The following is a 22,500-nucleotide window of genomic DNA, read 5'->3' as shown; positions in this document are numbered from 1 at the left end:
TGTTTCAGTTCACCGGGTTTACCCCTATTGCTAGGTGACATGTCTTCAACATGACGGGTTGCCCCATTCGGAGATCTACGGATCAAAAGGTATGTGCCCCTCCCCGTAGCTTTTCGCAGCTTATCACGTCCTTCGTCGTCTCTGAGAGCCTAGGCATCCGCCATACGCCCTTACTTAACTTATTGTACTTTTTGCTACAGTGTGTTGCCACACTATAATGAACTCTTTTATATTTTTATAAAAAAATTTTTGATTAGATAAATCTAATCGTTCTCTATCTATTTGATTCTTACGATATCATTTTACCAATATGTCAATGAACTTGGGGTCGATTTCTTGAAATTGACCGTTGTGGAGAATATCGGAGTCGAACCGATGACCTCTTGCGTGCAAGGCAAGCGCTCTAGCCAGCTGAGCTAATCCCCCATTATGAAATTCAGAATAAATCCTAAATTATGAATGTAGAATCCTCTTACTTCCAGAATTTCCTTAGTATTTTGCTTTTTGTAGTCCCGGGCAGACTCGAACTGCCGACCTCTACATTATCAGTGTAGCGCTCTAACCAGCTGAGCTACGAGACTATAATAGCTTAAAATACTTATATTATAAAATTAACAGCAAAGAGTAAAAATGACCTTTTTTTGTAACTCACCATCTTTCTCTAGAAAGGAGGTGTTCCAGCCGCACCTTCCGGTACGGCTACCTTGTTACGACTTAGCCCTAGTTACCAGTTTTACCCTAGGCGGCTCCTTGCGGTGACCGACTTCAGGCACTCCCAGCTTCCATGGCTTGACGGGCGGTGTGTACAAGGCCCGGGAACGTATTCACCGGATCATGGCTGATATCCGATTACTAGCGATTCCAGCTTCACGGAGTCGAGTTGCAGACTCCGATCCGAACTGTGATATGGTTTATAGATTCGCTCTCTGTTGCCAGATGGCTGCTCATTGTCCATACCATTGTAGCACGTGTGTGGCCCAGGACGTAAGGGCCGTGATGATTTGACGTCATCCCCACCTTCCTCACTACTTGCGTAGGCAGTCTCGTTAGAGTCCCCATCATAACATGCTGGCAACTAACGACAGGGGTTGCGCTCGTTATAGGACTTAACCTGACACCTCACGGCACGAGCTGACGACAACCATGCAGCACCTTGTAATATGTCCGAAGAAAAAACTATCTCTAGTCCTGTCATACTACATTTAAGCCCTGGTAAGGTTCCTCGCGTATCATCGAATTAAACCACATGCTCCACCGCTTGTGCGGGCCCCCGTCAATTCCTTTGAGTTTCAGTCTTGCGACCGTACTCCCCAGGTGGGATACTTATCACTTTCGCTTAGTCACTGAGCTAATGCCCAACAACTAGTATCCATCGTTTACGGCGTGGACTACCAGGGTATCTAATCCTGTTCGCTCCCCACGCTTTCGTCCCTCAGCGTCAGTACATACGTAGTAGACTGCCTTCGCAATCGGTATTCTGTGTAATATCTATGCATTTCACCGCTACACTACACATTCTATCTACTTCCATATGACTCAAGTCAACCAGTATCAAAGGCAGTTCCATAGTTGAGCTATGGGATTTCACCTCTGACTTAATTGACCGCCTGCGGACCCTTTAAACCCAATGATTCCGGATAACGCTCGGACCCTCCGTATTACCGCGGCTGCTGGCACGGAGTTAGCCGGTCCTTATTCTTACAGTACCGTCAAGCTGGTATACATACCAGTGTTTCTTCCTGTATAAAAGCAGTTTACAACCCATAGGGCAGTCTTCCTGCACGCGGCATGGCTGGGTCAGAGTTGCCTCCATTGCCCAATATTCCTCACTGCTGCCTCCCGTAGGAGTCTGGTCCGTGTCTCAGTACCAGTGTGGGGGATCTCCCTCTCAGGACCCCTACCTATCAAAGTCATGGTAAGCCGTTACCTTACCATCTAACTAATAGGACGCATAGCCATCTTTTACCAATAAATCTTTAATTAAAACTCGATGCCAAGTCTCAATACTATGAGGTATTAATCTTCATTTCTAAAGGCTATCCCTCAGTAAAAGGTAGGTTCTATACGCGTTACGCACCCGTGCGCCGGTCGTCATCTGTGCAAGCACAATGTTACCCCTCGACTTGCATGTGTTAAGCCTGCCGCTAGCGTTCATCCTGAGCCAGGATCAAACTCTTCATTGTATATTGTAAATATTATAATGAATAAGTTTCAAAAGAATTTGTTTAAATAAATCTAAACATGGTTATTCTACTCTTTAATTACGCTGTCAATTTCAATATTTTCAATGAACTTCTTAAATCTTGCACTTCCTGTGTTTAAACAGGTATTTAAAATTCAATTTGTAGAAACGTTAGAATCGAACTAACTGACTTATTTAATGGTCATTCCAAATTTTCTCTGATCGTTTTTTGCTGTATTTCTTAGCGGCTGCAAACATACAAACTATTTCTAATCTGACAATAAAAAAATAAACTTTTTTTTTACTTTAATTTACTAGTAAAAACTATGAACGTTTTGCCGAAAATTTCGGACTGCAAACATACAACGTTTTTTACAAACCAACCTCATAAAAATTAAAGTTTTTTTTGATTCATTTTCACTAACTTATCATTTTAACTCCTTAACTCTCACTCGATTTACAACTCCTCAATGAACTCAACTAACAACCCTATATTGCTGTTAGCGGGTGCAAACTTACAACACCTTTTTAATCTAACAACTATTTTTTTACACTTATTTTAATTTAATTTTACACTTGCTTTTAATACACTTGTTTTGAGTATTTTATAAGCCCTGTTTTTTGTTTATTTTTTTAAGGGTATTGGGTTTTATGTGCGTTTTGGGGATGGCAACTACTTTAAACAACATAATAGCATTAAAAACGGGAAAGAGTGTGCACTGAAAATTTAGTCTAAATAGGTTTGAAATAACTTTACCTGGTCACTTGGATTTGTTTTTTTGCTTTTAAATAAAGTCTGTAAATGATTCTTTTTTAATTTTAACAGAAAGGAAATTACGAAAAAGATCTTTTCTATATTAAAATAGAAACTTTCTAAATAGATTAAAAATCTAATAAATAGAAGACAAGTATAGAAAGCTTCTATTTACTCTGAAGCTTAATTTATTAAAATAAAGGGATTCCTTCGTGCCTCGCAATGAAGAATGTTTTTTTGAAATAGGAAATAGATATGAAGAACAAATTTGCTATCTATTTGTTAAAATTACCTTTGTAGGCTTGTTTTCTTCTAACTAATTACAATTACATGCTTTGTGTTAGGGATTGAAACGGCATCCTTTTTGCTTTTCGCAAAAAGATATAGTGAAAAGCCCGACCTTTTTTATCTAAAAACTGCTTTGGAATTAAATGAATGTCTTTATATATAATGTGAACTATTTTAGAATTGAACTAAAAAAGGGAACACCCAAAAGAAAATATCAATCCTTAGCTTTTCTAATTTTTCCTTTTTTACGCATTTTAGCAAAAAACAACTTATATTCTTCCACATTAATCTCCGACTTTCTTTCTATCATAATTTTAGTGAAATCGAAATTGAGCTTTGTAGCTTGAGGCTTAAGTTTACCATCTTGAAATGCACGTTGTAAGACCTCTTCTATTAAAAAATCTTCATTTTCTATCTCTGGATGGTATTCTGTTTTTAATGAAAGGCTAAATACATTTGCCGTTGTGTTGTACCAAAAGGCTTTCCAACCACTTCTTAAAACCTTAATATTATCAAAAGCTGTTTTACCTGTTTGACGGTGAATTAACTTGATAAGAATTCTACCTTCTGTGGTGGTCATCTTTTTAATTTGATCTGTAAACTCGCCTTCTATATATTTTTGAATTAACCTCGTATATTTTCTGCGTTTACTTTTAGATTCAATTTTTTCTAATCTCACATTTAAAGAATCTAACCTTTCGGAAGCTAGCTGTGCATACGGATAGGCTCTAAATACTTTTTTTCGAAACCATAAATAATACCGAACATCATCTCTAGAATTGAATTTGTGCTTCGGTAACAATGAAAACTCATTGAGGTTTACAACTAATGTGTCTCCTGGTTTTACAAAAACATAATCATCTACATTAATAGGTAGCGAATCTGTTTCCTGAATTTGGGAAAAAGAGCCAACGGAAATTAGTACTATATATATGTAAAGAAGTTTCTTCAATTTTTTGTTATATCTCTAATTAGGCTAAGTTTAAAACATAGCCTAACTGTTTCTATTATTTACTGCAAATTAGAGTCCAAATTTTTATTTTTTAACTAATCTTATCTATAAAATCTTGCTCAGAAATAATTTCTATTCCTAAACTTTCTGCTTTTGTTAGTTTTGATGGTCCCATATTATCACCCGCAACAATAAAATTTGTCTTTTTAGAGATTGACGAACTTACTTTTCCGCCATTATCTTCAATTGCTTTCTTCAATTCGTTTCTATTCATTTGATAAAAAACGCCTGAAACCACAAAAATTAATCCTTGTAATTTGTTTGTTTGATTTTCTAAACTTTCTGCTGAAACTTCTAATTGTACACCAGATGCTTTTAATCGATTTATTAATTGTATGCTTTCTAAATTTGATGAGAAATCAAGAATACTTTGCGCAATTCTCTCTCCTATTTCATCTACAGAAATTAAGGTTTCTAAATCTGCTGACATTAAATTGTCTATAGATTTAAAATGTTTTGCTAACTTTTTAGCTACTGTTTCTCCTACAAAACGTATTCCAAGTGCAAACAATACTTTTTCGAACGGAATTTCTTTTGATTTTATAATTCCGGCTATCATATTCTGAGCAGATTTTTCTGCCATTCTTTCTAACGGAATTACTTGTTCTACTGTTAAATCATATAAATCTGCATAGTTTTGAATTAAGCCTTCTTTACGCAATAAATCTACCGTTTCGCCTCCTAAACCATCAATATCCATGGCCTTTCTAGAAATGAAATGCTGAACTCGTCCTGTAATTTGTGGTGCACAACCAAACTCATTAGGGCAATAATGCTTTGCATCACCTTCTGTTCTTACCAACTCAGTATTACATTCCGGACAATTGGTTGCATATATGGTTGGTACTGAATCTTCTGGACGCTTAGTTAAGTCTACTGCTATAATTTTAGGAATAATTTCTCCTCCTTTTTCTACAAAAACAGTGTCTCCTACTCTAATGTCTAATTTTGCTATTTGATCTGCATTGTGCAGCGAAGCTCTTTTTACCGTTGTACCTGCTAATTGTACGGGTTCTAAATTTGCAACCGGAGTTATTGCCCCTGTTCTACCAACTTGATAACTTATAGAATTTAAAACTGTAGAAACTTGTTCTGCCTTAAACTTATATGCAATTGCCCATCTTGGTGCTTTTGCGGTATAGCCTAACTCGTCTTGCTGATGTAAATTATTTACTTTTATTACAACTCCATCTGTTTCATACGGTAAATCGTGACGTTTAGCATCCCAATTAGTGATGAAATCGAAAACTTGATCTATCGATTTTACCAACGTGATGGTTTCTGGTACTTTAAAACCAACTTTTCTTGCATTTTCTAAACTCTCAAAATGCGTTTTATATTTGCGTTCTTCCGTTACAACCTGATATAATAAACAGTCTAAAGGTCTTTTTGCAACTTCTGTACTGTCTTGTAATTTTAAACTTCCGCTTGCAGTATTTCTAGGGTTTCTATATTCTTCTTCTCCATTTTCTACACGCTCTTCATTCATTTTATTAAAACCATCTATTGGTAAAATGATTTCTCCTCGCATTTGAAAATCACTTAAAAAATCTCCATTCGGAATTAAAGGAATTGAACGAATTGTTTTAATATTAGGTGTTACTTCATCTCCTTGAAAACCATCGCCACGGGTTACTGCTTTTACAAATTTTCCGTTTTCGTACGTTAAATTGATGGAAGCTCCATCGAATTTTAATTCACACGTATATTCTACATCTGTTGTACCTAACCCTTTTTGAATTCTTTCTTCCCAATCTAATAAATCTTCTTTAGAATAGGAATTACTTAAAGAATACATTCTGTTTTTATGGGTAACTGTATTAAAGTTTTTGGTGATGGTACCTCCTACTCTTTGCGTTGGCGAATTTGCATCGAAAAACTCAGGGTTTTCACTTTCTAACTTTTCTAATTCTTTTAGTTTGATATCGAAATCGTAATCTGAAATAGTTGCATTATCTAGCACATAATAGTTATAATTATGTGTATTTAATTCGCTACGAAGTGATGCTATTTTTTGTTGATTTGTCATTCTGAATAAAAAATTTAATCTTTCTTTTTACCTAATAATACATTAACACCTTCTGGAAAAGGATTGCCCGAACAACGCCTAAACGAAACTATTTGACCAACATGCCACATTGCATCTGCAATTGGACCATTAATTACACACCAAAAAGAAAGCTCTTTGTTAGGAAATAATATTTTAAATTGAGAAACATCTTTACTTTCTCTAAGAATAAGACTTGCTTCTAAAAAATTTTCTAATGTTTTTTTCCTTTTTTCGGCAAAAGTCATACTTGGTTCTGTAGCTCCATTTAACTTTATTAAAGTAGCGTTTAAAACTCGTATTGATAAATGATAAATATGATCTATCGTTTCTTCTGTTGTTCTTGCTTCTGCATTTGGTTTAAAAGCCAAATCTGTTTCCGATAAGTTTTCTGTTGCCCAATAATATCTAAAGCCTAACCCATCTACCATTCTACTTACAGATGTACCTGCTGTAAATTCTGTTGACGGTTCTGGTATTTGGTAATACGGTAGTTTTTCTTTGGATATCATTTTATAAAAGCACTTAATTAGACTGGTAAAAATAGTAAAAAGAGGCATTGAAACAAAGATTTGTGTGCTCTAATAAAAAACAAAAAAGAACCTTGCAAAGACATTAAAAAACTTAGGTTTCTATTAACATTGAAGACACCTAATTGTTGTAGTTATTTCTATAAAAAATAACATAACTTTATATAAAAATACTTGTGTTTACATTGAAGAAACTGTAATTTGTAAAGGCATTCAAAAAATGGATAAAATAATGAAATACACTATAAAAATACATAAAGTATCTACTGTTGATGATTTAGAAAACTCTTGGAGTGCAGAAGACTTTAAAGAACTTTTAGTACGATTTGATTTTGCTAATAATGATGTGAATGATCTTAAAGAATTAAGAGAATTACTTTTTATGGCAATTGGAGATAAAGAACCAAATGAAGCTGCAGCAATTGTATTAGATTACAAATTGGGTACTGTTTTAAATGAAGGTCAGATTGATTCTCTTTCTTATGAAATGTTGGTAGATAAAATTTCTGAAGAATACCCTAAAATAGAATTACATAAAACTCTTTTTATTATAAATCAGCTTTTATACAAAGCTTTTAATGGAAAATTCCCAAATACGAAAGCAACCATTGTAGATTTTGAGATAACCCCTTCTAGAAATGCAGACACCACAATTACAAAAGAAATTGTATTAAAATGTCTTGCTCAAAACTTAGATCGCCACAATGTAATTATTAGATTGTTTAGTAATCAATTAAATGCTGATGAAGCTTTTATAGAAGCAAATGATATTATTTGGGACTTAGAAAAAAAGGATACGACTTACAGATTGACTACTTCTGATTATTTTATGAGTAGAGAGGAATTTATAAATGACGAATTTGAAGCGAATATTAAATTTTTCGAGGGAGATTAAGTTGAATTTCAGTTTATGACTTATACTACATAACTTATATTTAAAAAAACTATTAAAGAACAAGAAAGAAAGTAAAAGGTATCGTTTCTAATTAATGACTATAGCAGGCAAAGAATTATAGCCCTGATTGAACGGTTTGTTTGAGCTCTTTTTTATCCCCTTTTTGGGGGATAAAAAAAGCGAGTAGTGAAAGCAGGAAATAGCTTCTAAAAAAACAAAATCCGAAACAACATTGCTTCGGGTTTTTACATTCAATTAATATTGAATGAACTTGCACTAAGAGACTTTTAATAATAGGTAAACCGTCTTACTTTAGCGATGTGCTTTGCCAAACGCATTACTTGATGAGAATACCCATATTCATTATCGTACCAAACATAAATTACAATAGTTTCTTTGTCTGTAATAGTAGATTTACTATCGAAAATTGCTGGTGCTGTAGCACCAATTATGTCTGATGAAACCAACTCGTTATCTAAAGAATACTTAATTTGTTCTACCAAATCGCCTTCTAAAGCATACTTTTTTATAATGGCATTTACGCGCTCTGTAGAAACCATGGTATTTAATTGTAGGTTTAAAATAGCCAAAGATCCGTTTGGAACCGGAACTCTAATTGCGTTAGATGTTAGTTTGCCTTTTAAAGCAGGAATTGCCTTTGCAACTGCTGCACTTGCACCGGTTTCTGTTATAACCATATTTAGAGCTGCAGACCTTCCTCTTCTATTTTTACTATGAATATTGTCTACCAAATTTTGGTCGTTTGTGTATGCATGAATGGTTTCTATGTGTCCTTTTAATATTCCGAAATTATCTTCTAAAACCTTTAAAATTGGCGTAATTGCATTGGTGGTACAAGATGCTGCAGAAAAAATATCTACTGTATCTGGATTGTGTTGTTTGTGATTTACACCGTGTACAATATTAGGAATTCCTTTTCCGGGAGCGGTTAACAAAACTTTGCTTGCTCCTTTAGCTTTTAAATGTCTTGCCAAAGCAACATCATCTCTAAAAGCACCTGAATTATCTATAATTAACGCATCTTTAATTCCGTATTTTGTATAATCTATTTCTTCTGGATTATTAGCAGAAATTAAGTGAACCGTTGTTCCGTTTATAATTAATGCATTGTGTTCTACATCTATTTCTACGGTTCCTAAAAAATCTCCGTGTACAGAATCTATCCTTAATAAAGAGGCTCTTTTTTCTAAAACTTCTTTATTAATTTCACCACGAGTAACAATAGCTCTTAACCTTAATTGAGAGCCTTTACCCATTTTAGACATAAGTTCTCTTGCCAATAAACGACCAATTCTACCTAACCCATATAAAACTACATCTTTTGGTTGAATGTCTTCTGACTCTGTGGCTCCTTTTAATTTGTTACTTACAAAGGCAATTTTGTCTTCACATTTTTTAGTACTTAAATGACATTCATACGCAAGTTTACCAATATCTAATTTAGATGATGGTAAGTCTATTTGCTGAATTGCTTTTGCAATATCTAACGCATCATAAATAGAAATGGGTTTGCTTACAAACTCTTTAGCGTAGTTTATTAAGTTTAATACTTCACTTGCTCTTTTGTCTACCAAAGGGTTTCTAAAAAGAACTAACTCTATAGATTTATCGTACCATAAATCATTTACAATAGTTATAAACTCTACTGTTGCTCTTCTATTTTGAGCTTGGGTAATAACTTCTTCTTCGTAATTTAAAATTGTTGACATCGTATCTCTAAATATAAATTTCGGGCAAAAGTATTCCTTTTTATTAAAACACGAAATCGATTTCGTAAAGTTTTCGTAAATAAAAAAATCCTGATAAAATTATCAGGATTTTTAATATTGTAATTATCGATTTTATCTAAAAGCATAACGCTCTTTTTCTCCATCTAAATTAATAACCTCTAAAATAATAGGATTTCCTATACCAAAAGAAGCCTCTATTTCTTTTACAGCATCACTAGCATTTAAAACTGGTTTTTTATTAATCTTCGTAATAATGTATCCTTCTTTTACGCCGTAATAAATAAGGTTTTTATTTTGATTGGTCATTATTCTGGCACCTCCAGGAATGTCGAACTTCTTAATTTCTTTTTTAGAAACATCCTTTAAAACAACCCCTAACTTTCTAGAAACATAAGCATCTTTTTTACTTAAAGTTATAGTCTTAGTAATCTCTTCACCATCTCTATCGATAGTAATATTTACCAAATCTCCAGGTCTTTTAGCTGTTAACTGACCTCTTAGTTCAGAAAATTTAGAAATCTTTATATCATTTACTTTTTTAATAATATCTCCAGATTTTAAACCTCCTTTTTGCGCACCACCATCATCACTAACTCCTGCAATCAAAACTCCTTCTATATCTCCATCTTCTTGGTTTATGTTGATTCCTAAAATAGCTTCTTGTACGGTACCAAACTCCAATAAATCATCAATTATTTTTTTTGCAATATTAGATGGCACTGCAAAAGAATACCCAATAAAAGAACCTGTTCTAGAAGTAATTGCGGTATTAATTCCTACCAACTCACCACGTGTATTTACCAACGCTCCTCCACTATTTCCTGGATTTACAGCCGCATCTGTTTGAATAAATGAATCTGTAGAAGTAGTACCTTCTAAATCTCTCCCTTTTGCACTTACAATACCCGCAGTTACTGTAGAAGTTAAGTTATAAGGGTTACCAACTGCCAAAACCCATTCTCCAATTTTTATATTGTCTGAATTAGCAAATGGAATGTAAGGCAAATCAAAATCTACATCAATTTTTAACAAAGCAATGTCATTTTCTTTATCTGTACCAATTAACGTTGCTTTATACTTCTGTTTATTATTTAATGTAATTTCAATATCTGAAGCTCCATCAACAACGTGATTGTTTGATACAATGTAACCGTCTTGTGAAATAATAACTCCACTCCCTGTGCCCACTTGCTCAAACTTTCGAGTTCCACTACTATTACCAAAGAAAAGATCTATTGGGTTAGATTGTGTTCTTATAGATGTATTTTTAACATGCACTACAGCATGTACCGTATTTTCTGCTGCAACAGTAAAATCTACAGAATTTGCTATTGAATTTGCATTGCTTAATGCAGGGTTAAAATTTGCAGTAACCGTTTTTACAGGTTGAGAAATGGTTCTTTCTATAACTACATTTTCATTAAATAGCATTTTATATCCGCCTAAAGTGATAGCGCCTCCCAAAATAGCCATTCCTAATAAACTTAATAATTTTTTCATGATTTTTAATTTTAATTACTCAAAGATACAATTATAACAATTTCAAAAAATCTGTTTAACTTGATTTTAACTGACTTTAACCGCTTTTTAACACTCCTTTTTTATCCTTTAAATTCCTATATTTGTGCCAATGAATTTAGAATTTTATAAATACCAAGGAACCGGAAATGATTTTGTTATGATAGATAACAGAACTCTAACTTTTCCGAAAGAAAATATTGCCCTTATAGCGAAACTTTGTGATAGAAATTTTGGTATAGGAGCTGATGGAGTTATTTTAATTGAAAACGATCTAGATTTCGATTTTAGAATGATTTATTTTAATGCTGATGGAAGTCAGACTTTCTGTGGTAATGGAGGACGATGTGCAGTTGCTTTTGCAAAGTACTTAGAAATTATCAAAGCTAAAACTAATTTCATAGCTGTTGATGGACCACATTTAGCGACTATTGACAATGGAATTGTTTCCTTAAAAATGATAGATGTTGATGAAATTACCGTGAAAGAAAACTCGGTTTTTGCTTATACTGGTACACAACATCATGTAGAATTAGTGGCTGATTTAGATCAATTTCCTGTTTTTGAAAAAGGAAAAGAAATTAGATATTCTTATAGTGACCCAGGAAGTAATGTCAATTTTGTTCAACAAATAAATGATGCTACTTTTAGAGTAAGAACGTATGAAAAAGGTGTTGAAGATGAAACTTTAGCTTGCGGAACCGGAGTTACAGCTGTTGCCATTGCCATGCATAAAACAGGTAAAACAACTCGTAATTTAATTTCTTTACCTGTGGAAGGTGGCAATCTAGAAGTATCTTTTTCTGAAGAAAATGGTGTTTATACAAATGTCTTTCTAAAAGGTCCTGCTACTTTTGTTTTTAAAGGGAGTATTTCTTCTTAATTATTGATCATATAATAATGACTAAAGTTAAACTGACTTTAATTTTCTTGCTATTATTTTCTTTTGAATGTTTTAGTCATGAAAATGGTGGTTCTGGAATTAAACAAACTTTTTTTAAAAACGGAATTGGATTAGGTAGCGTAATTGCAGTTGTTATTTCTTGGGATAGAAATAAATCTATTCTTTATGCATTATTACACGGAGCTTTTGGATGGCTATATGTTATCTATTTTATAATAGTTCGTGAAAATGACGAAAAGTAGCAGTAATTTTTTCTTAAAAATGATAGATATCAAAAATTGATATTTTTTTAACGCAAATAATCATTACAAAAACCGTTTATGAGTATTTTTAAAAACCTTTTTAATACCCAAAAAGAACATTCTAAAATATTTCCGAAAGAGAGTAATGAGGGAAATGTAAAAATCGAAAACAATCAAATTATTTGTACAGATAGTAACGGAATAAATAGTTGCACCGTACATTTAAAAGATTTACAATATGTCTATATTACGATTAGAAGTAATAAATTAGCCTATCTTTTCCTTTTTGATCACCATCAAAATTTTATACCTGTTACCTATTCTGGATTCAGTAAAATGTATCTAGAGTTATCTGCTAAATTTAATTTTAAAGACGTTATTTTTTTTAAAAATATTGCAAAAACAACCATTTTAAAAAAAGAAATTTGGAGAAAACACTATATACCTACTTTTGAAATCTTAAACTCTAATAATATCGATTACAACCTAGGTTTTGAAATTCAATCTAACCCCAAACAATTCATTTCTTGGGATACTACCTATGAGGAATTAGAAAAAAATAAAAATACTTTATTTGAAAAATCACCTTACGAACAAAAATTACTAAAATTTAATGCTCCTGTGCGTATTGGAAATATCCTCTTAAAAGATTTTAGTGCTTATTTTGATAATGATAGAAACGATGTTCCTGTTCTGCACTATTATACTCATTGTTTTAACAATATAGCGAATGATAAAAGTTATATACAGCTAAAGAAAGTTTTAAACACAGATTTGACTACCGGTAAAATGAATAACGGTTATGAAAGAGCAGATCAAAAAAATATAAATTTTAATTTAAAAGGAATGCAGTTGTCAATTTGTTATACGTATGACAGTGATTGGCTATTTAACTGTGGTTATACTTCTTTATCCATAGAAAATAAAAGAGAATACCCAGCATTATTACATAATAAAAGCTACGAAGAGCTTATGGTTATTTCTGACTTCTTATTATTCAAAGGCAATATAAAAATGTCTGGTGATTACAGGAAAAACAAGCACATAAAAAACAGACCAGAAAAAATAAATATTCAATTTAAAGACAATACCATTATTTGGGTTGATGATAAAAATAAAAAAATAGGATTCTCTAATAATAACATTGCAGAATTATTTGATATCGATGAAATAAATTCATTCTGTATTCAAAATATTTTACCCGCAAAAGGAAGTGGTGGTGCAACTCTAGAAATAATAACTGATACTAAAAAGTACAACCACCCTATTTTTTATGAAGCTTGTAATTACTTTGATAAATACGCTTTAAAAATAGAAGAGATAACAGGAAAAAAAGTAGTCTTCGGTAAAGAATACCATGATTGTTAAACGAAAAACTAAAACTCTTTCTATGCACTCTAAGTACTTTAAGATTATTATTTCCTTATTTTGCATTCTATAATCTACAGGATTATTAAATTTTCTTAAAAGAAAATAAATTTCAGAAAAAATGATGACTTTAACCGGTAAAAAAATAAACTTACGTGCTTTAGAACCTGAAGATTTAGACTTTCTCTATCAAATAGAAAACAACGAATCCTTTTGGGAAATTAGCCATACACAAACTCCTTTTTCTAAATTTATTCTAAGACAGTATTTAGAAAACGCACATTTAGATATTTTCGAAGCAAAACAATTACGCTTGTTAATTGAAGAGCCTGCCACAAAGCAACAACTCGGAATGATTGATTTGTTTGATTACAATCCGATGCATAAAAGAGCTGGAATTGGAATTTTAATTCATCCAGATTTTCAAAAACAAGGATTTGCAACAGAATCATTGTCAATATTAATTAAGTATGCTTTCTCCTATTTAAATGTACACCAACTGTATGCCAATATAACTACAGACAATTCTAAAAGTATCGCCCTTTTTAAAAAACACAGCTTCAAAGAAGTGGGTATAAAAAAAGATTGGATTTTATTCGAAGGAAAATTTAAAGATGAAGTTTTATTTCAGTTGATAAAAGACTAATTTTGCAATTCTAAAAAAAATCAAAAAAACATTGGGTAAAAAATTTATATACGCAGTTATTGCTACCGTTATATTTATTGGTGGAATTATAGGATACCAATACTATCAAAAAATATTTGGAAAATCGATTACAAAAGATACAGAACTTTTTATCTACTCTTCTGACAGCTTAATTGATGTGAAAGAAAAAATTTCTGATTTTTCTAAAAACACCAATACTTTTCTCTTAGTAGCTGCTAAGAAAAATCTTTCGAAACCAAAACCAGGTAGATATATTTTAAAAGAAGGAATGTCTAACAACGAGCTGGTTAACCTTTTAAGAAGTGGTAACCAAACACCTATAAAGTTGTCTTTTAATAACCAAGACACTTTAGAAAAATTAGCAGGAAGAATTGCAGAACAATTAGAAGCAGATTCAATCTCTCTGTTAAACTCATTTAAAGATAAAGATTTTTTATCAAAAAATAACTTGACAGAAAAATCTGTATTGCAAATTTTTGTACCTAATAGTTATCAATTTTATTGGACTACATCTGCAGAAAACTTTAGAGACAAAATTTTTGTAGAATACAATCGATTTTGGAATAAAAGCAGATTGCAAAAAGCAAAAGCTTTAGAATTATCTAAAGAAGAAGTGATCACTTTAGCTTCTATAGTTCAAAAAGAAACAGCAAAAAATATAGAAAGACCAATTGTTGCAGGTTTGTATTTAAATCGATTAAAAAAAGGTTGGCCTTTACAAGCAGATCCTACCATTATCTATAGCATTAAAGAAGTTAAAGGGCAAGATTATGTAGTAAAAAGAGTATTGACAGCAGATTTAGAAATAAATTCACCTTACAATACATATAAAAATAAAGGGTTACCACCTACGTTAATTTCTATGCCAGATATATCTTCAATTGATGGCGTTTTAAATGCAGAAAAGCACAACTACTTTTATATGTGTGCTAGTGTAGAAAAATTAGGATATCATGCTTTTGCAAAAACACTTTCTCAGCACAATAGAAATGCGGCTAAATATCATCAATGGATGAATAAGCAAAGCATTAATAGATAAACACTTACAAATTTAATCGTTGGGTTTGATTCGCAAAAAAAACATTTCTTTTTACCTCCTATTTATCTGCTCTATTTCTTTGTGTGCACAAAATTCATCATTTTATAAAAAATCTGATACTTTAAACACAAAAAGAAGAAACGCTATTATCCTAACCGAAAGTGCAATGGCTGGAGGCGCATTAATTGCTTTAAACCAACTTTGGTACAAAGATTACCCACGTTCTAGTTTTCATTTTAAAAATGATAATAATGATTGGAAACAAATGGATAAAGTAGGGCATTTTATGACCTCCTATTATATTGGTAAAGTAGGGATGCAAGCTTTAAATTGGGCTGGTGTCTCTAAAAAAAATCAATTAATTTATGGTGCAACCTCTGGTTTTGCTTTTTTAACAGCTGTAGAAGTGTTAGATGGTTTTTCTGAAGAATGGGGCGCATCACCTGGAGATATTCTTGCAAATGCTGCAGGTACAGGTTTGTTGGTTGGACAAGAATTACTTTGGAACGAGCAACGTATTACAGTAAAGTACTCTTTTCATCAAACAGACTTTGCAAAGCAACGACCAAATACCCTAGGTGAAAACTATTTACAACAAGCTTTAAAGGATTATAACGGACAAACTTATTGGTTATCTGCCAATATTTGGTCTTTTAACAAGAAAAGTTCATTTCCAAAATGGTTAAATGTTGCTTTAGGATATGGAGCCGAAGGCATGCTTTTTGGAAATTCAAACGCTGCAAACTCAACACTGCAAGATCCTTACAGACAATTCTACCTTAGTTTAGACCTCGATTTAACAAAAATAAAGACAAATTCGGAATTCTTAAAATCTGTCTTTTCTGTTGTTAACTTCATAAAAATTCCTGCTCCTACTCTTGAAATTAATACCAAAGGAGCTTTAACGTTTCATTATCTATATTTTTAATAAATTTTAACATATTGATTATCAGTATAATTAAATTTGGTTATACATTTGCACCCGCAAAACAGAAAGATTCAATTTATCAAAAAGTTTTTATTTTTAAGTATCATATTTTTAGGATTTATCAATGCAACTTCTATTGATAAAAAAATAGGTACTAACAACAAAGTTACTTTCCCTAAATTTATAGATTATAACATTCCTTATTTACAAAAGGACTTTGTGGGCTTTAAAGAAGCACTGGCTTTTAAAGAATCTCAAGGAAGCTATACCGTTGTAAACACATTAGGGTATTTAGGAAAATATCAATTTGGTAGAACTACGTTACAAAGATTTAAAATTTATAATACAGCAGCATTTTTAAAAGATCCAGAATTACAAGAGAAAGCATTTATAGCTTTGTGTAAAGTAAATAAATGGATTTTAAGAAAAGACATTAGACGTTCTGTAGGTAAAACCATAAACGGAATTAAAATTACCGAATCAGGTATATTGGCAGCGGCTCATTTAAGTGGTGCTGGTAACGTAAAAAAATACTTAAGAAGTAACGGAGTACAAGGTTTTTCTGATGCTTACGGATCTTCTATAAAGTCTTATCTAAGAAAATTTGGAGGTTATAATGTTTCTAACATTATAGCAGACCAAGACGCTACAATTGATAGTTAATATCCAAAATACAACTGTTATAAAAAAATAATCCTATTATTTTTTTAAATACAATAACCTGTAGTACGCGTAATTTCTTTTAAAACAAAATAACTTTCTAAAACACCAATATTTTCAATTTTAGAAAGTTTAAGTCTTACAAACTCGTGGTATTCATTTAGACTTCTTAAATTAATTTTTAAAAAAAAGTCAACTTTACCAGCCATATGGTAACACTCTTGTACTTCTTTTAAACTCTTAATTTGCTTTTCAAATTTATCTATAAAACCTTCATCATGGTACCTCAAAGAAACCATACAAATTGCTGTAATAGGAATATTTAGAAGGTCTTTATCTATAAGGGCAACATACTTTTTAATATACCCACGTTTCTCTAACCTTCTAATGCGCTCATATACAGGAGAAGGTGTTAAGTTTAATATCTCTGCGATTTCCTTTGTAGTTTTTTTAGAATCTTCTTGAAGAATTCTTAAAATATTCAAATCTATTTCGTCTATTTTTTCCATGTAAAGATAAAATTACTTTTTAGTTGGGTAGAAAACAGTACTTAAAAGCAATTAACGCTTATAAAACACTTATTAAAAGATAAAAATACTTATTTTTTAATTAAACTAAGTGTAATTAACTTTATAATTAATCAAACCTTTAATTTTATCTTTTTAAAAAAATAATTAAAGATGCATAAAGAAGTTATTTTAATAACTGGTTCTAGTGGTCAATTAGGCACAGTTCTCGCAGAAAAATTACAAGAAAAATACGGGATTGAAAATATTATAGCAACAGATTTAAGAAAAAACTCAACATTTAATGGGCTATTTGAAATTCTAGATGTTACAGATTACGAAGCCATAAAGGCAATTGTATTAAAATATAAAATTACTCAGATATACCATTTAGCAGCTATTTTATCTGCCAATGGAGAAAAAAATCCATTAAATACTTGGGACATAAACATGAAAACTTTTTTCAATGTTTTAGAAGTAGCTAGAATTCATAAAATAGATAAAGTGTTTTTTCCTAGCTCTATTGCAGTCTTTGGTAATAATATAGAACGTTTAAATACACCACAATTTTCTAACTTAACACCTTCTACAGTTTATGGAATTAGTAAAGTTGCTGGAGAAAATTGGGGAAAATATTATTTTGATAAATACGGTTTAGATGTACGTTCATTAAGATACCCAGGAATTATTGGCTATCAATCTTTACCAGGTGGTGGTACTACTGACTATGCAGTAGATATTTTTCATAAAGCAGTTAAGAATGAAAGTTTTGAATGTTTCTTAGATGCAGAAACGATGCTACCAATGATTTATATGGATGATGCTATTAGAGCCACTTTAGAATTAATGGATGCACCAAAAGAGAAAATAACGGTAAGAACCTCTTATAATATTTCTGGATTGAGTTTTAATCCAGATCAATTAGCAGCATCTATAAAAGAAGTATATCCTGATTTTAAAATAACATACTCGCCAGATTTTAGACAAGAAATTGCTAATTCATGGCCAATGAGTATAGCAGACACAGAAGCTAGAAAAGACTTTAATTGGAAACCAAAATTTAATATAAATTTACTGACAGAAGTTATGTTAAAAAATATAGCACTTAAATACAATAAGAACCTTATAAACTCATAAATACTATGTACGGAAAAATAAAAAATGATTTAAAAGAGGAGTTAGAAACAATAAAATCTAATGGTCTTTATAAAAATGAACGAATAATAACCTCTAAACAAGGTGCAAATATCAATACAACTAACCAAGACAATGTTTTAAACTTTTGCGCTAATAATTATTTAGGACTTGCTTCTCACCCAGATGTTATTGAAGCTGGAATTAATGCAATTAAAACTCATGGATTTGGTCTTTCATCTGTTCGTTTTATTTGTGGTACACAAGACATTCATAAAGAATTAGAAGAAAAAACTGCTGCTTTTTTAGGAATGGAAAACTGTATTTTATACGCAGCTGCTTTTGATGCAAATGGTGGGTTATTTGAACCTTTACTTTCTGCGGAAGATGCTGTTATTTCTGATGCATTAAACCATGCTTCTATTATTGACGGTATTCGTCTTTGTAAAGCAAAAAGATTTAGATACGCACATAATGATATGGAAGATCTTGAAGAACAATTAAAACAAACTTCTTCATCTCGACGTAGATTAATTGTTACAGACGGTTCTTTTTCTATGGATGGAACTATTGCTCAATTAGATAAAATTTGTGATTTAGCAGATAAATATGATGCTTTGGTTATGATAGATGAATGCCATTCTACTGGTTTTATTGGTGCAACCGGAAGAGGTGTGCATGAATACCACAATGTAATGGATAGAGTAGATATTATAACAGGAACTTACGGAAAAGCTTTAGGCGGTGCTTCTGGTGGATTTACAGCTGCAAGAAAAGAAATCGTTGATATTCTAAGACAAAACTCTCGTCCTTATTTATTTTCAAACACTTTGGCTCCGGCAATTGTAGGCGCTACATTAAAAGTACTAGATAAAATAACAAAATCTACCGATTTAAGAGACAAACTAGAAGAAAACACTTTGTATTTTAGGTCAGAAATGACAAATTCTGGTTTTAATATTGTAGAAGGTACACACCCAATTGTACCCATTATGCTTTATGATGCAAAAGTTGCACAAGAATTTGCAAAACTATTACTAGACGAAGGTATTTATGTAATTGGTTTTTTCTTTCCTGTTGTTCCTAAAGGAAAAGCAAGAATTAGAGTCCAGTTATCTGCAGCACATTCAAAAGAGCATATCGAAAAAGCGATTAAAGCTTTTGTAAAAATCGGAAAAAAATTAAATGTTATTTAATAAAGGAAAACTCTTTATTTAAGTGATAAAAACGAATAAAAAATCCCTTTAAAAAAGGGATTTTTTATTTATTCTATTTTTGACAAAAGCACTAGAAAAGGTTACTTTTTAATTGATTTATCTAAAACCTTACTTTCTGACTTATTATATCATAAAATTTTAATATCAATTTCAGACTAAATCAGACAAGGTAAAATCACTATTTATGAATAATAAAAATAGCTGGTTTTTTATGTAAATCTGGTTGTTGATGTTTCCAATCTTTAATCATCATGGTTTTAATGTATTCTGTTGGCAATGTAATATCTGCAGCAATACATAAATTAGTGGTAGGTGATAATGTCGCTTTTAAATCTGCCAACATTTTATCATTTCTATAAGGAGTCTCTATAAAAATTTGAGACTGGTTTTTATCTTGAGAAATTCTTTCTAACTCTTTAATTGTTTTTTTTCTATCATATTTATCAATAGGTAAATAACCATTAAAAGCAAAGTTTTGTCCATTCATACCAGAACTCATCATTGCCATAATAATTGACGATGGTCCAACCAAAGGAATTACACGAATATTATTTTCATGCGCTAACTTAACAATACTTGCACCAGGATCTGCAATTGCAGGCACACCAGCTTCAGACAATAAACCTACATTAATCCCTTCTTTACAAACATCTAAATATCTAGATGTCTCTAACTCTTCAGCATATTTATCTAAGAGCATTAAATTAAGTGAAGGTTGCGATTTTTTAGGTGAAATTTTCTTAATAAATCTTCTTGCTGATTTTTCATTTTCAACAATATAGTAATCAATCTGTTCAACTACTTTTTTAACCGATAAAGGCATTACTTCTAAAGGTTCTGTCTCTCCTAAAGTAGTGGGAATTAAATAAAGTTTACCAATCATTTTATAATTTTTTAGTGATGAGTTCACAAGCCTCATCTAACATTTTATACACATTTTCAAAACCTTCATTTCCGCCATAATATGGGTCTGGAACACTTAAGTTTTTAGTAGGATGTGTTTCATTTAAAATCATTCTTACCTTCTGCTCATCTGCTTTATGTCTTGCTAAAGAAAGTATGTTCTGATAATTACTATCATCCATCGCAAAAATAATATCAAACTCGTCAAAATCTTTTACAACAAACTTTCTTGCTCTTTGCTTAGTAATATCTATTCCATATTTTTTAGCAACTTCTATAGAGCGCTCATCTGGTAGTTTACCAATATGATATGCAGCAGTTCCAGCAGAATCAACAAAAACAGTATTGGAATTTACTTTAGATTTCAAAATCCCTTCTGCTAAAGGAGAACGACATATATTCCCTAAACAAACCATCAATATTTTATGCATAAAAATAATTTTTGATAAAAATAAGAAACAATTACGCTCTTAAAAAATTTAAGAGCGTAAAATTAAATATGAATAAGTTCTATGAAATTCTCTTTCTTAGAAAGTCAATTTTTTAGTTAAATCGTCTACGTACTTCTTAAATTGCTTATCAGTTTCTGTTAAGTTATCTACAGTTTTACAAGCATGTAATACTGTTGCATGATCTCTTTGCCCAATTTGATTACCAATACTTGCTAAAGACGTTTTAGTTAATCTTTTAGCAAAAAACATTGCTAATTGGCGTGCTTGTACAATATGACGTTTACGTGTTTTAGATTGTAAAGTAGCCACATCCATATCAAAATATTTAGAAACTTCTTTCTGAATATAATCTATAGAAACTTCTTTTTTAGTATTTTTCACAAACTTGTCTACAATCTGTTTTGCCAATTCTACAGAAAACTCTCTTCTGTTAAAAGAAGCTTGTGCAATCATAGAAATAACAACACCTTCTAATTCTCTAACGTTAGATTTTATATTTTTTGCAATATATTCTACAATATCTTCTGGCATTTCTACACCATCTCTGTACAATTTATTTTGTAAAATAGAAATTCTAGTTTCGTAATCTGGCGCTTGTAACTCAGCAGACAATCCCCATTTAAAACGAGATAATAAACGCTGTTCTATATCTTGCATGTCTACAGGTGCTTTATCCGAAGTTAAAATTACCTGTTTTCCATTTTGATGTAAATGGTTAAAAATATGGAAGAATACATCTTGTGTACCAGCTTTACCTGACAAGAATTGTACATCATCTATAATTAAAACATCTACCATTTGATAGAAATGAATAAAATCATTTCTTGTATTTGATTTTACAGAGTCTATAAACTGTTGTGTAAATTTTTCTGAAGAAATATATAATACAGTCTTATCTGGATATTTATCTTTAATATCTACCCCAATAGCGTGTGCTAAATGTGTTTTACCTAGTCCAACACCTCCATAAACTAATAATGGATTAAATGAAGTTCCACCAGGTTTGTTAGCAACTGCCATACCCGCAGAACGCGCCAACCTATTAGAATCTCCTTCTATAAAGTTTGCAAAACTATAATTAGGGTTTAATTGAGATTCTATTTTTACTTTTTGCAATCCTGGAATTACAAAAGGATTTCTTAATTCTCTTTTATTAGATTCTAAAGGAACCGTTACTCTTTGTGGTTTTAAAGGATCTCTATTAGAACTCGGAATTTTAACAATTTGCGGTCTATTACTGCTATAATTGTTTTCCATTTTTACATCGTAAATCAATTTAGCATCATTGCCTAATTGTCTTACCAACGCAACCCTTAATAGCTTGATATAATGTTCTTCTAACCACTCATAAAAAAATTTACTAGGCACTTGAATTGTCAATGCTTCTCCTGAAATTTTTACCGGTTTTATTGGCTCGAACCAAGTTTTATATGCTTGCGGCTTTATGTTATCTTTTATAAAGGACAAACATTCATTCCAAACTGAATCAGCATTTACAATCAT

At 31.5% G+C, this 22,500-nt stretch carries 19 protein-coding genes, 2 tRNA genes and 2 rRNA genes (1 of these 23 only partly in view); 10 read left to right on the top strand and 13 right to left on the bottom strand.

The features are described 5' to 3' along the window. From WG945_RS00115 to WG945_RS00085, 7 genes are all read right to left on the bottom strand, one after another. A 23S ribosomal RNA gene (locus WG945_RS00115) occupies positions 1–185 on the bottom strand (it extends 2,700 nt beyond the left edge of the window). A 167-nt stretch (positions 186–352) separates the two neighbouring features. Then, a tRNA-Ala gene (locus WG945_RS00110) sits at positions 353–426 on the bottom strand. Positions 427–507: 81 nt separating this feature from the next. Further along, positions 508–581: transfer RNA gene (locus WG945_RS00105), tRNA-Ile, on the bottom strand. Between the two features lie 84 nt (positions 582–665). After that, positions 666–2,183, bottom strand: a 16S ribosomal RNA gene (locus WG945_RS00100). The 16S and 23S rRNA genes sit together here with 2 tRNA genes alongside, the layout of an rRNA operon. 1,255 nt (positions 2,184–3,438) lie before the next feature. Next, the gene (locus tag WG945_RS00095; protein WP_082864250.1) at positions 3,439–4,176 is read right to left on the bottom strand and encodes a DUF4294 domain-containing protein; all 738 of its coding nucleotides are present in this window, start codon (positions 4,174–4,176) and stop codon (positions 3,439–3,441) included. A gap of 91 nt (positions 4,177–4,267) precedes the next feature. After that, positions 4,268–6,265: an NAD-dependent DNA ligase LigA gene (gene ligA / locus WG945_RS00090; protein ID WP_068450428.1), complete on the bottom strand. Its 1,998-nt coding sequence runs from the start codon at positions 6,263–6,265 to the stop codon at positions 4,268–4,270. Positions 6,266–6,279: 14 nt separating this feature from the next. Further along, positions 6,280–6,795: a hypothetical protein gene (locus WG945_RS00085; RefSeq protein WP_068450430.1), complete on the bottom strand. Its 516-nt coding sequence runs from the start codon at positions 6,793–6,795 to the stop codon at positions 6,280–6,282. Positions 6,796–7,045: 250 nt separating this feature from the next. Here WG945_RS00085 and WG945_RS00080 point away from each other — a divergent pair, with 250 nt between their 5' ends. After that, a complete protein-coding gene (locus WG945_RS00080; RefSeq protein ID WP_068450488.1) occupies positions 7,046–7,708 on the top strand; it encodes a hypothetical protein in 663 nt (220 codons plus the stop codon). A gap of 287 nt (positions 7,709–7,995) precedes the next feature. Here the strand turns inward: WG945_RS00080 and WG945_RS00075 are convergent, their stop codons facing one another. Together WG945_RS00075 and WG945_RS00070 are read right to left on the bottom strand one after the other, a co-directional pair. Next, the gene (locus tag WG945_RS00075) at positions 7,996–9,438 is read right to left on the bottom strand and encodes a glyceraldehyde-3-phosphate dehydrogenase (RefSeq protein WP_068450432.1); all 1,443 of its coding nucleotides are present in this window, start codon (positions 9,436–9,438) and stop codon (positions 7,996–7,998) included. A 132-nt stretch (positions 9,439–9,570) separates the two neighbouring features. Then, positions 9,571–10,959 (bottom strand): trypsin-like peptidase domain-containing protein, encoded by a 1,389-nt coding sequence (locus WG945_RS00070; RefSeq protein ID WP_068450433.1) that lies wholly within the window; start codon positions 10,957–10,959, stop codon positions 9,571–9,573. 130 nt (positions 10,960–11,089) lie between these two features. Here WG945_RS00070 and dapF point away from each other — a divergent pair, with 130 nt between their 5' ends. From dapF to WG945_RS00035, 7 genes are all read left to right on the top strand, one after another. Continuing rightward, positions 11,090–11,860: a diaminopimelate epimerase gene (gene dapF, locus WG945_RS00065; RefSeq protein ID WP_068450435.1), complete on the top strand. Its 771-nt coding sequence runs from the start codon at positions 11,090–11,092 to the stop codon at positions 11,858–11,860. 17 nt (positions 11,861–11,877) lie between these two features. Beyond that, the gene (locus tag WG945_RS00060; RefSeq protein ID WP_068450437.1) at positions 11,878–12,123 is read left to right on the top strand and encodes a hypothetical protein; all 246 of its coding nucleotides are present in this window, start codon (positions 11,878–11,880) and stop codon (positions 12,121–12,123) included. A gap of 78 nt (positions 12,124–12,201) precedes the next feature. Further along, complete coding sequence (locus WG945_RS00055; protein ID WP_068450439.1) at positions 12,202–13,491, top strand: hypothetical protein; 1,290 nt, start codon at positions 12,202–12,204, stop codon at positions 13,489–13,491. Between the two features lie 121 nt (positions 13,492–13,612). After that, positions 13,613–14,137 (top strand): GNAT family N-acetyltransferase, encoded by a 525-nt coding sequence (locus WG945_RS00050; RefSeq protein WP_068450441.1) that lies wholly within the window; start codon positions 13,613–13,615, stop codon positions 14,135–14,137. A gap of 31 nt (positions 14,138–14,168) precedes the next feature. Then, on the top strand, positions 14,169–15,197 hold the full coding sequence (mltG, locus tag WG945_RS00045; protein ID WP_068450443.1) for an endolytic transglycosylase MltG: 1,029 nt from the start codon (positions 14,169–14,171) through the stop codon (positions 15,195–15,197). A gap of 79 nt (positions 15,198–15,276) precedes the next feature. Next, entirely contained in the window at positions 15,277–16,125 is an 849-nt protein-coding gene (locus WG945_RS00040) for a DUF2279 domain-containing protein (protein WP_340866748.1), read from the top strand. 48 nt (positions 16,126–16,173) lie between these two features. After that, entirely contained in the window at positions 16,174–16,788 is a 615-nt protein-coding gene (locus tag WG945_RS00035) for a peptidoglycan-binding protein LysM (protein ID WP_068450490.1), read from the top strand. A gap of 44 nt (positions 16,789–16,832) precedes the next feature. Here the strand turns inward: WG945_RS00035 and WG945_RS00030 are convergent, their stop codons facing one another. Further along, positions 16,833–17,294, bottom strand: a complete 462-nt coding sequence (locus tag WG945_RS00030; RefSeq protein ID WP_068450445.1) for an Lrp/AsnC family transcriptional regulator — start codon at positions 17,292–17,294, stop codon at positions 16,833–16,835. Between the two features lie 171 nt (positions 17,295–17,465). Here WG945_RS00030 and WG945_RS00025 point away from each other — a divergent pair, with 171 nt between their 5' ends. Together WG945_RS00025 and kbl are read left to right on the top strand one after the other, a co-directional pair. After that, complete coding sequence (locus WG945_RS00025; protein WP_068450448.1) at positions 17,466–18,428, top strand: NAD-dependent epimerase/dehydratase family protein; 963 nt, start codon at positions 17,466–17,468, stop codon at positions 18,426–18,428. Between the two features lie 5 nt (positions 18,429–18,433). Continuing rightward, positions 18,434–19,621 carry a glycine C-acetyltransferase gene (gene kbl / locus WG945_RS00020; RefSeq protein ID WP_068450450.1) on the top strand — a complete coding sequence of 396 codons (1,188 nt, stop codon included), beginning with the start codon at positions 18,434–18,436 and terminating at the stop codon, positions 19,619–19,621. 199 nt (positions 19,622–19,820) lie between these two features. Here kbl and WG945_RS00015 read toward each other — a convergent pair whose 3' ends face one another. From WG945_RS00015 to dnaA, 3 genes are all read right to left on the bottom strand, one after another. Continuing rightward, positions 19,821–20,525 (bottom strand): SAM-dependent methyltransferase, encoded by a 705-nt coding sequence (locus tag WG945_RS00015; protein ID WP_068450453.1) that lies wholly within the window; start codon positions 20,523–20,525, stop codon positions 19,821–19,823. Position 20,526: 1 nt separating this feature from the next. Then, positions 20,527–20,976 (bottom strand): low molecular weight protein-tyrosine-phosphatase, encoded by a 450-nt coding sequence (locus WG945_RS00010; protein ID WP_068450454.1) that lies wholly within the window; start codon positions 20,974–20,976, stop codon positions 20,527–20,529. A gap of 96 nt (positions 20,977–21,072) precedes the next feature. Next, positions 21,073–22,500, bottom strand: a complete 1,428-nt coding sequence (gene dnaA, locus WG945_RS00005; protein WP_068450460.1) for a chromosomal replication initiator protein DnaA — start codon at positions 22,498–22,500, stop codon at positions 21,073–21,075.

The organism is Polaribacter atrinae, from assembly GCF_038023995.1.
In the GTDB taxonomy this organism is placed as follows: domain Bacteria; phylum Bacteroidota; class Bacteroidia; order Flavobacteriales; family Flavobacteriaceae; genus Polaribacter; species Polaribacter atrinae.
Note: the sequence above shows the minus strand (reverse complement) of the source record. Positions and strands in the feature narration are given on the sequence as shown.

What these genes read in the sequence shown, in the direction of transcription:
- WG945_RS00070 (WP_068450433.1), bottom strand. Translation starts at nt 10,959, where the DNA reads ATGAAAAAATTATTAAGTTTATTAGGAATGGCTATTTTGGGAGGCGCT.
- WG945_RS00015 (WP_068450453.1), bottom strand. Translation starts at nt 20,525, where the DNA reads ATGATTGGTAAACTTTATTTAATTCCCACTACTTTAGGAGAGACAGAA.
- WG945_RS00050 (WP_068450441.1), top strand. Translation starts at nt 13,613, where the DNA reads ATGATGACTTTAACCGGTAAAAAAATAAACTTACGTGCTTTAGAACCT.
- WG945_RS00055 (WP_068450439.1), top strand. Translation starts at nt 12,202, where the DNA reads ATGAGTATTTTTAAAAACCTTTTTAATACCCAAAAAGAACATTCTAAA.
- dnaA (WP_068450460.1), bottom strand. Translation starts at nt 22,500, where the DNA reads ATGATTGTAAATGCTGATTCAGTTTGGAATGAATGTTTGTCCTTTATA.
- WG945_RS00030 (WP_068450445.1), bottom strand. Translation starts at nt 17,294, where the DNA reads ATGGAAAAAATAGACGAAATAGATTTGAATATTTTAAGAATTCTTCAA.
- WG945_RS00085 (WP_068450430.1), bottom strand. Translation starts at nt 6,795, where the DNA reads ATGATATCCAAAGAAAAACTACCGTATTACCAAATACCAGAACCGTCA.
- WG945_RS00010 (WP_068450454.1), bottom strand. Translation starts at nt 20,976, where the DNA reads ATGCATAAAATATTGATGGTTTGTTTAGGGAATATATGTCGTTCTCCT.
- dapF (WP_068450435.1), top strand. Translation starts at nt 11,090, where the DNA reads ATGAATTTAGAATTTTATAAATACCAAGGAACCGGAAATGATTTTGTT.
- WG945_RS00025 (WP_068450448.1), top strand. Translation starts at nt 17,466, where the DNA reads ATGCATAAAGAAGTTATTTTAATAACTGGTTCTAGTGGTCAATTAGGC.
- WG945_RS00060 (WP_068450437.1), top strand. Translation starts at nt 11,878, where the DNA reads ATGACTAAAGTTAAACTGACTTTAATTTTCTTGCTATTATTTTCTTTT.
- WG945_RS00080 (WP_068450488.1), top strand. Translation starts at nt 7,046, where the DNA reads ATGAAATACACTATAAAAATACATAAAGTATCTACTGTTGATGATTTA.
- ligA (WP_068450428.1), bottom strand. Translation starts at nt 6,265, where the DNA reads ATGACAAATCAACAAAAAATAGCATCACTTCGTAGCGAATTAAATACA.
- WG945_RS00075 (WP_068450432.1), bottom strand. Translation starts at nt 9,438, where the DNA reads ATGTCAACAATTTTAAATTACGAAGAAGAAGTTATTACCCAAGCTCAA.
- kbl (WP_068450450.1), top strand. Translation starts at nt 18,434, where the DNA reads ATGTACGGAAAAATAAAAAATGATTTAAAAGAGGAGTTAGAAACAATA.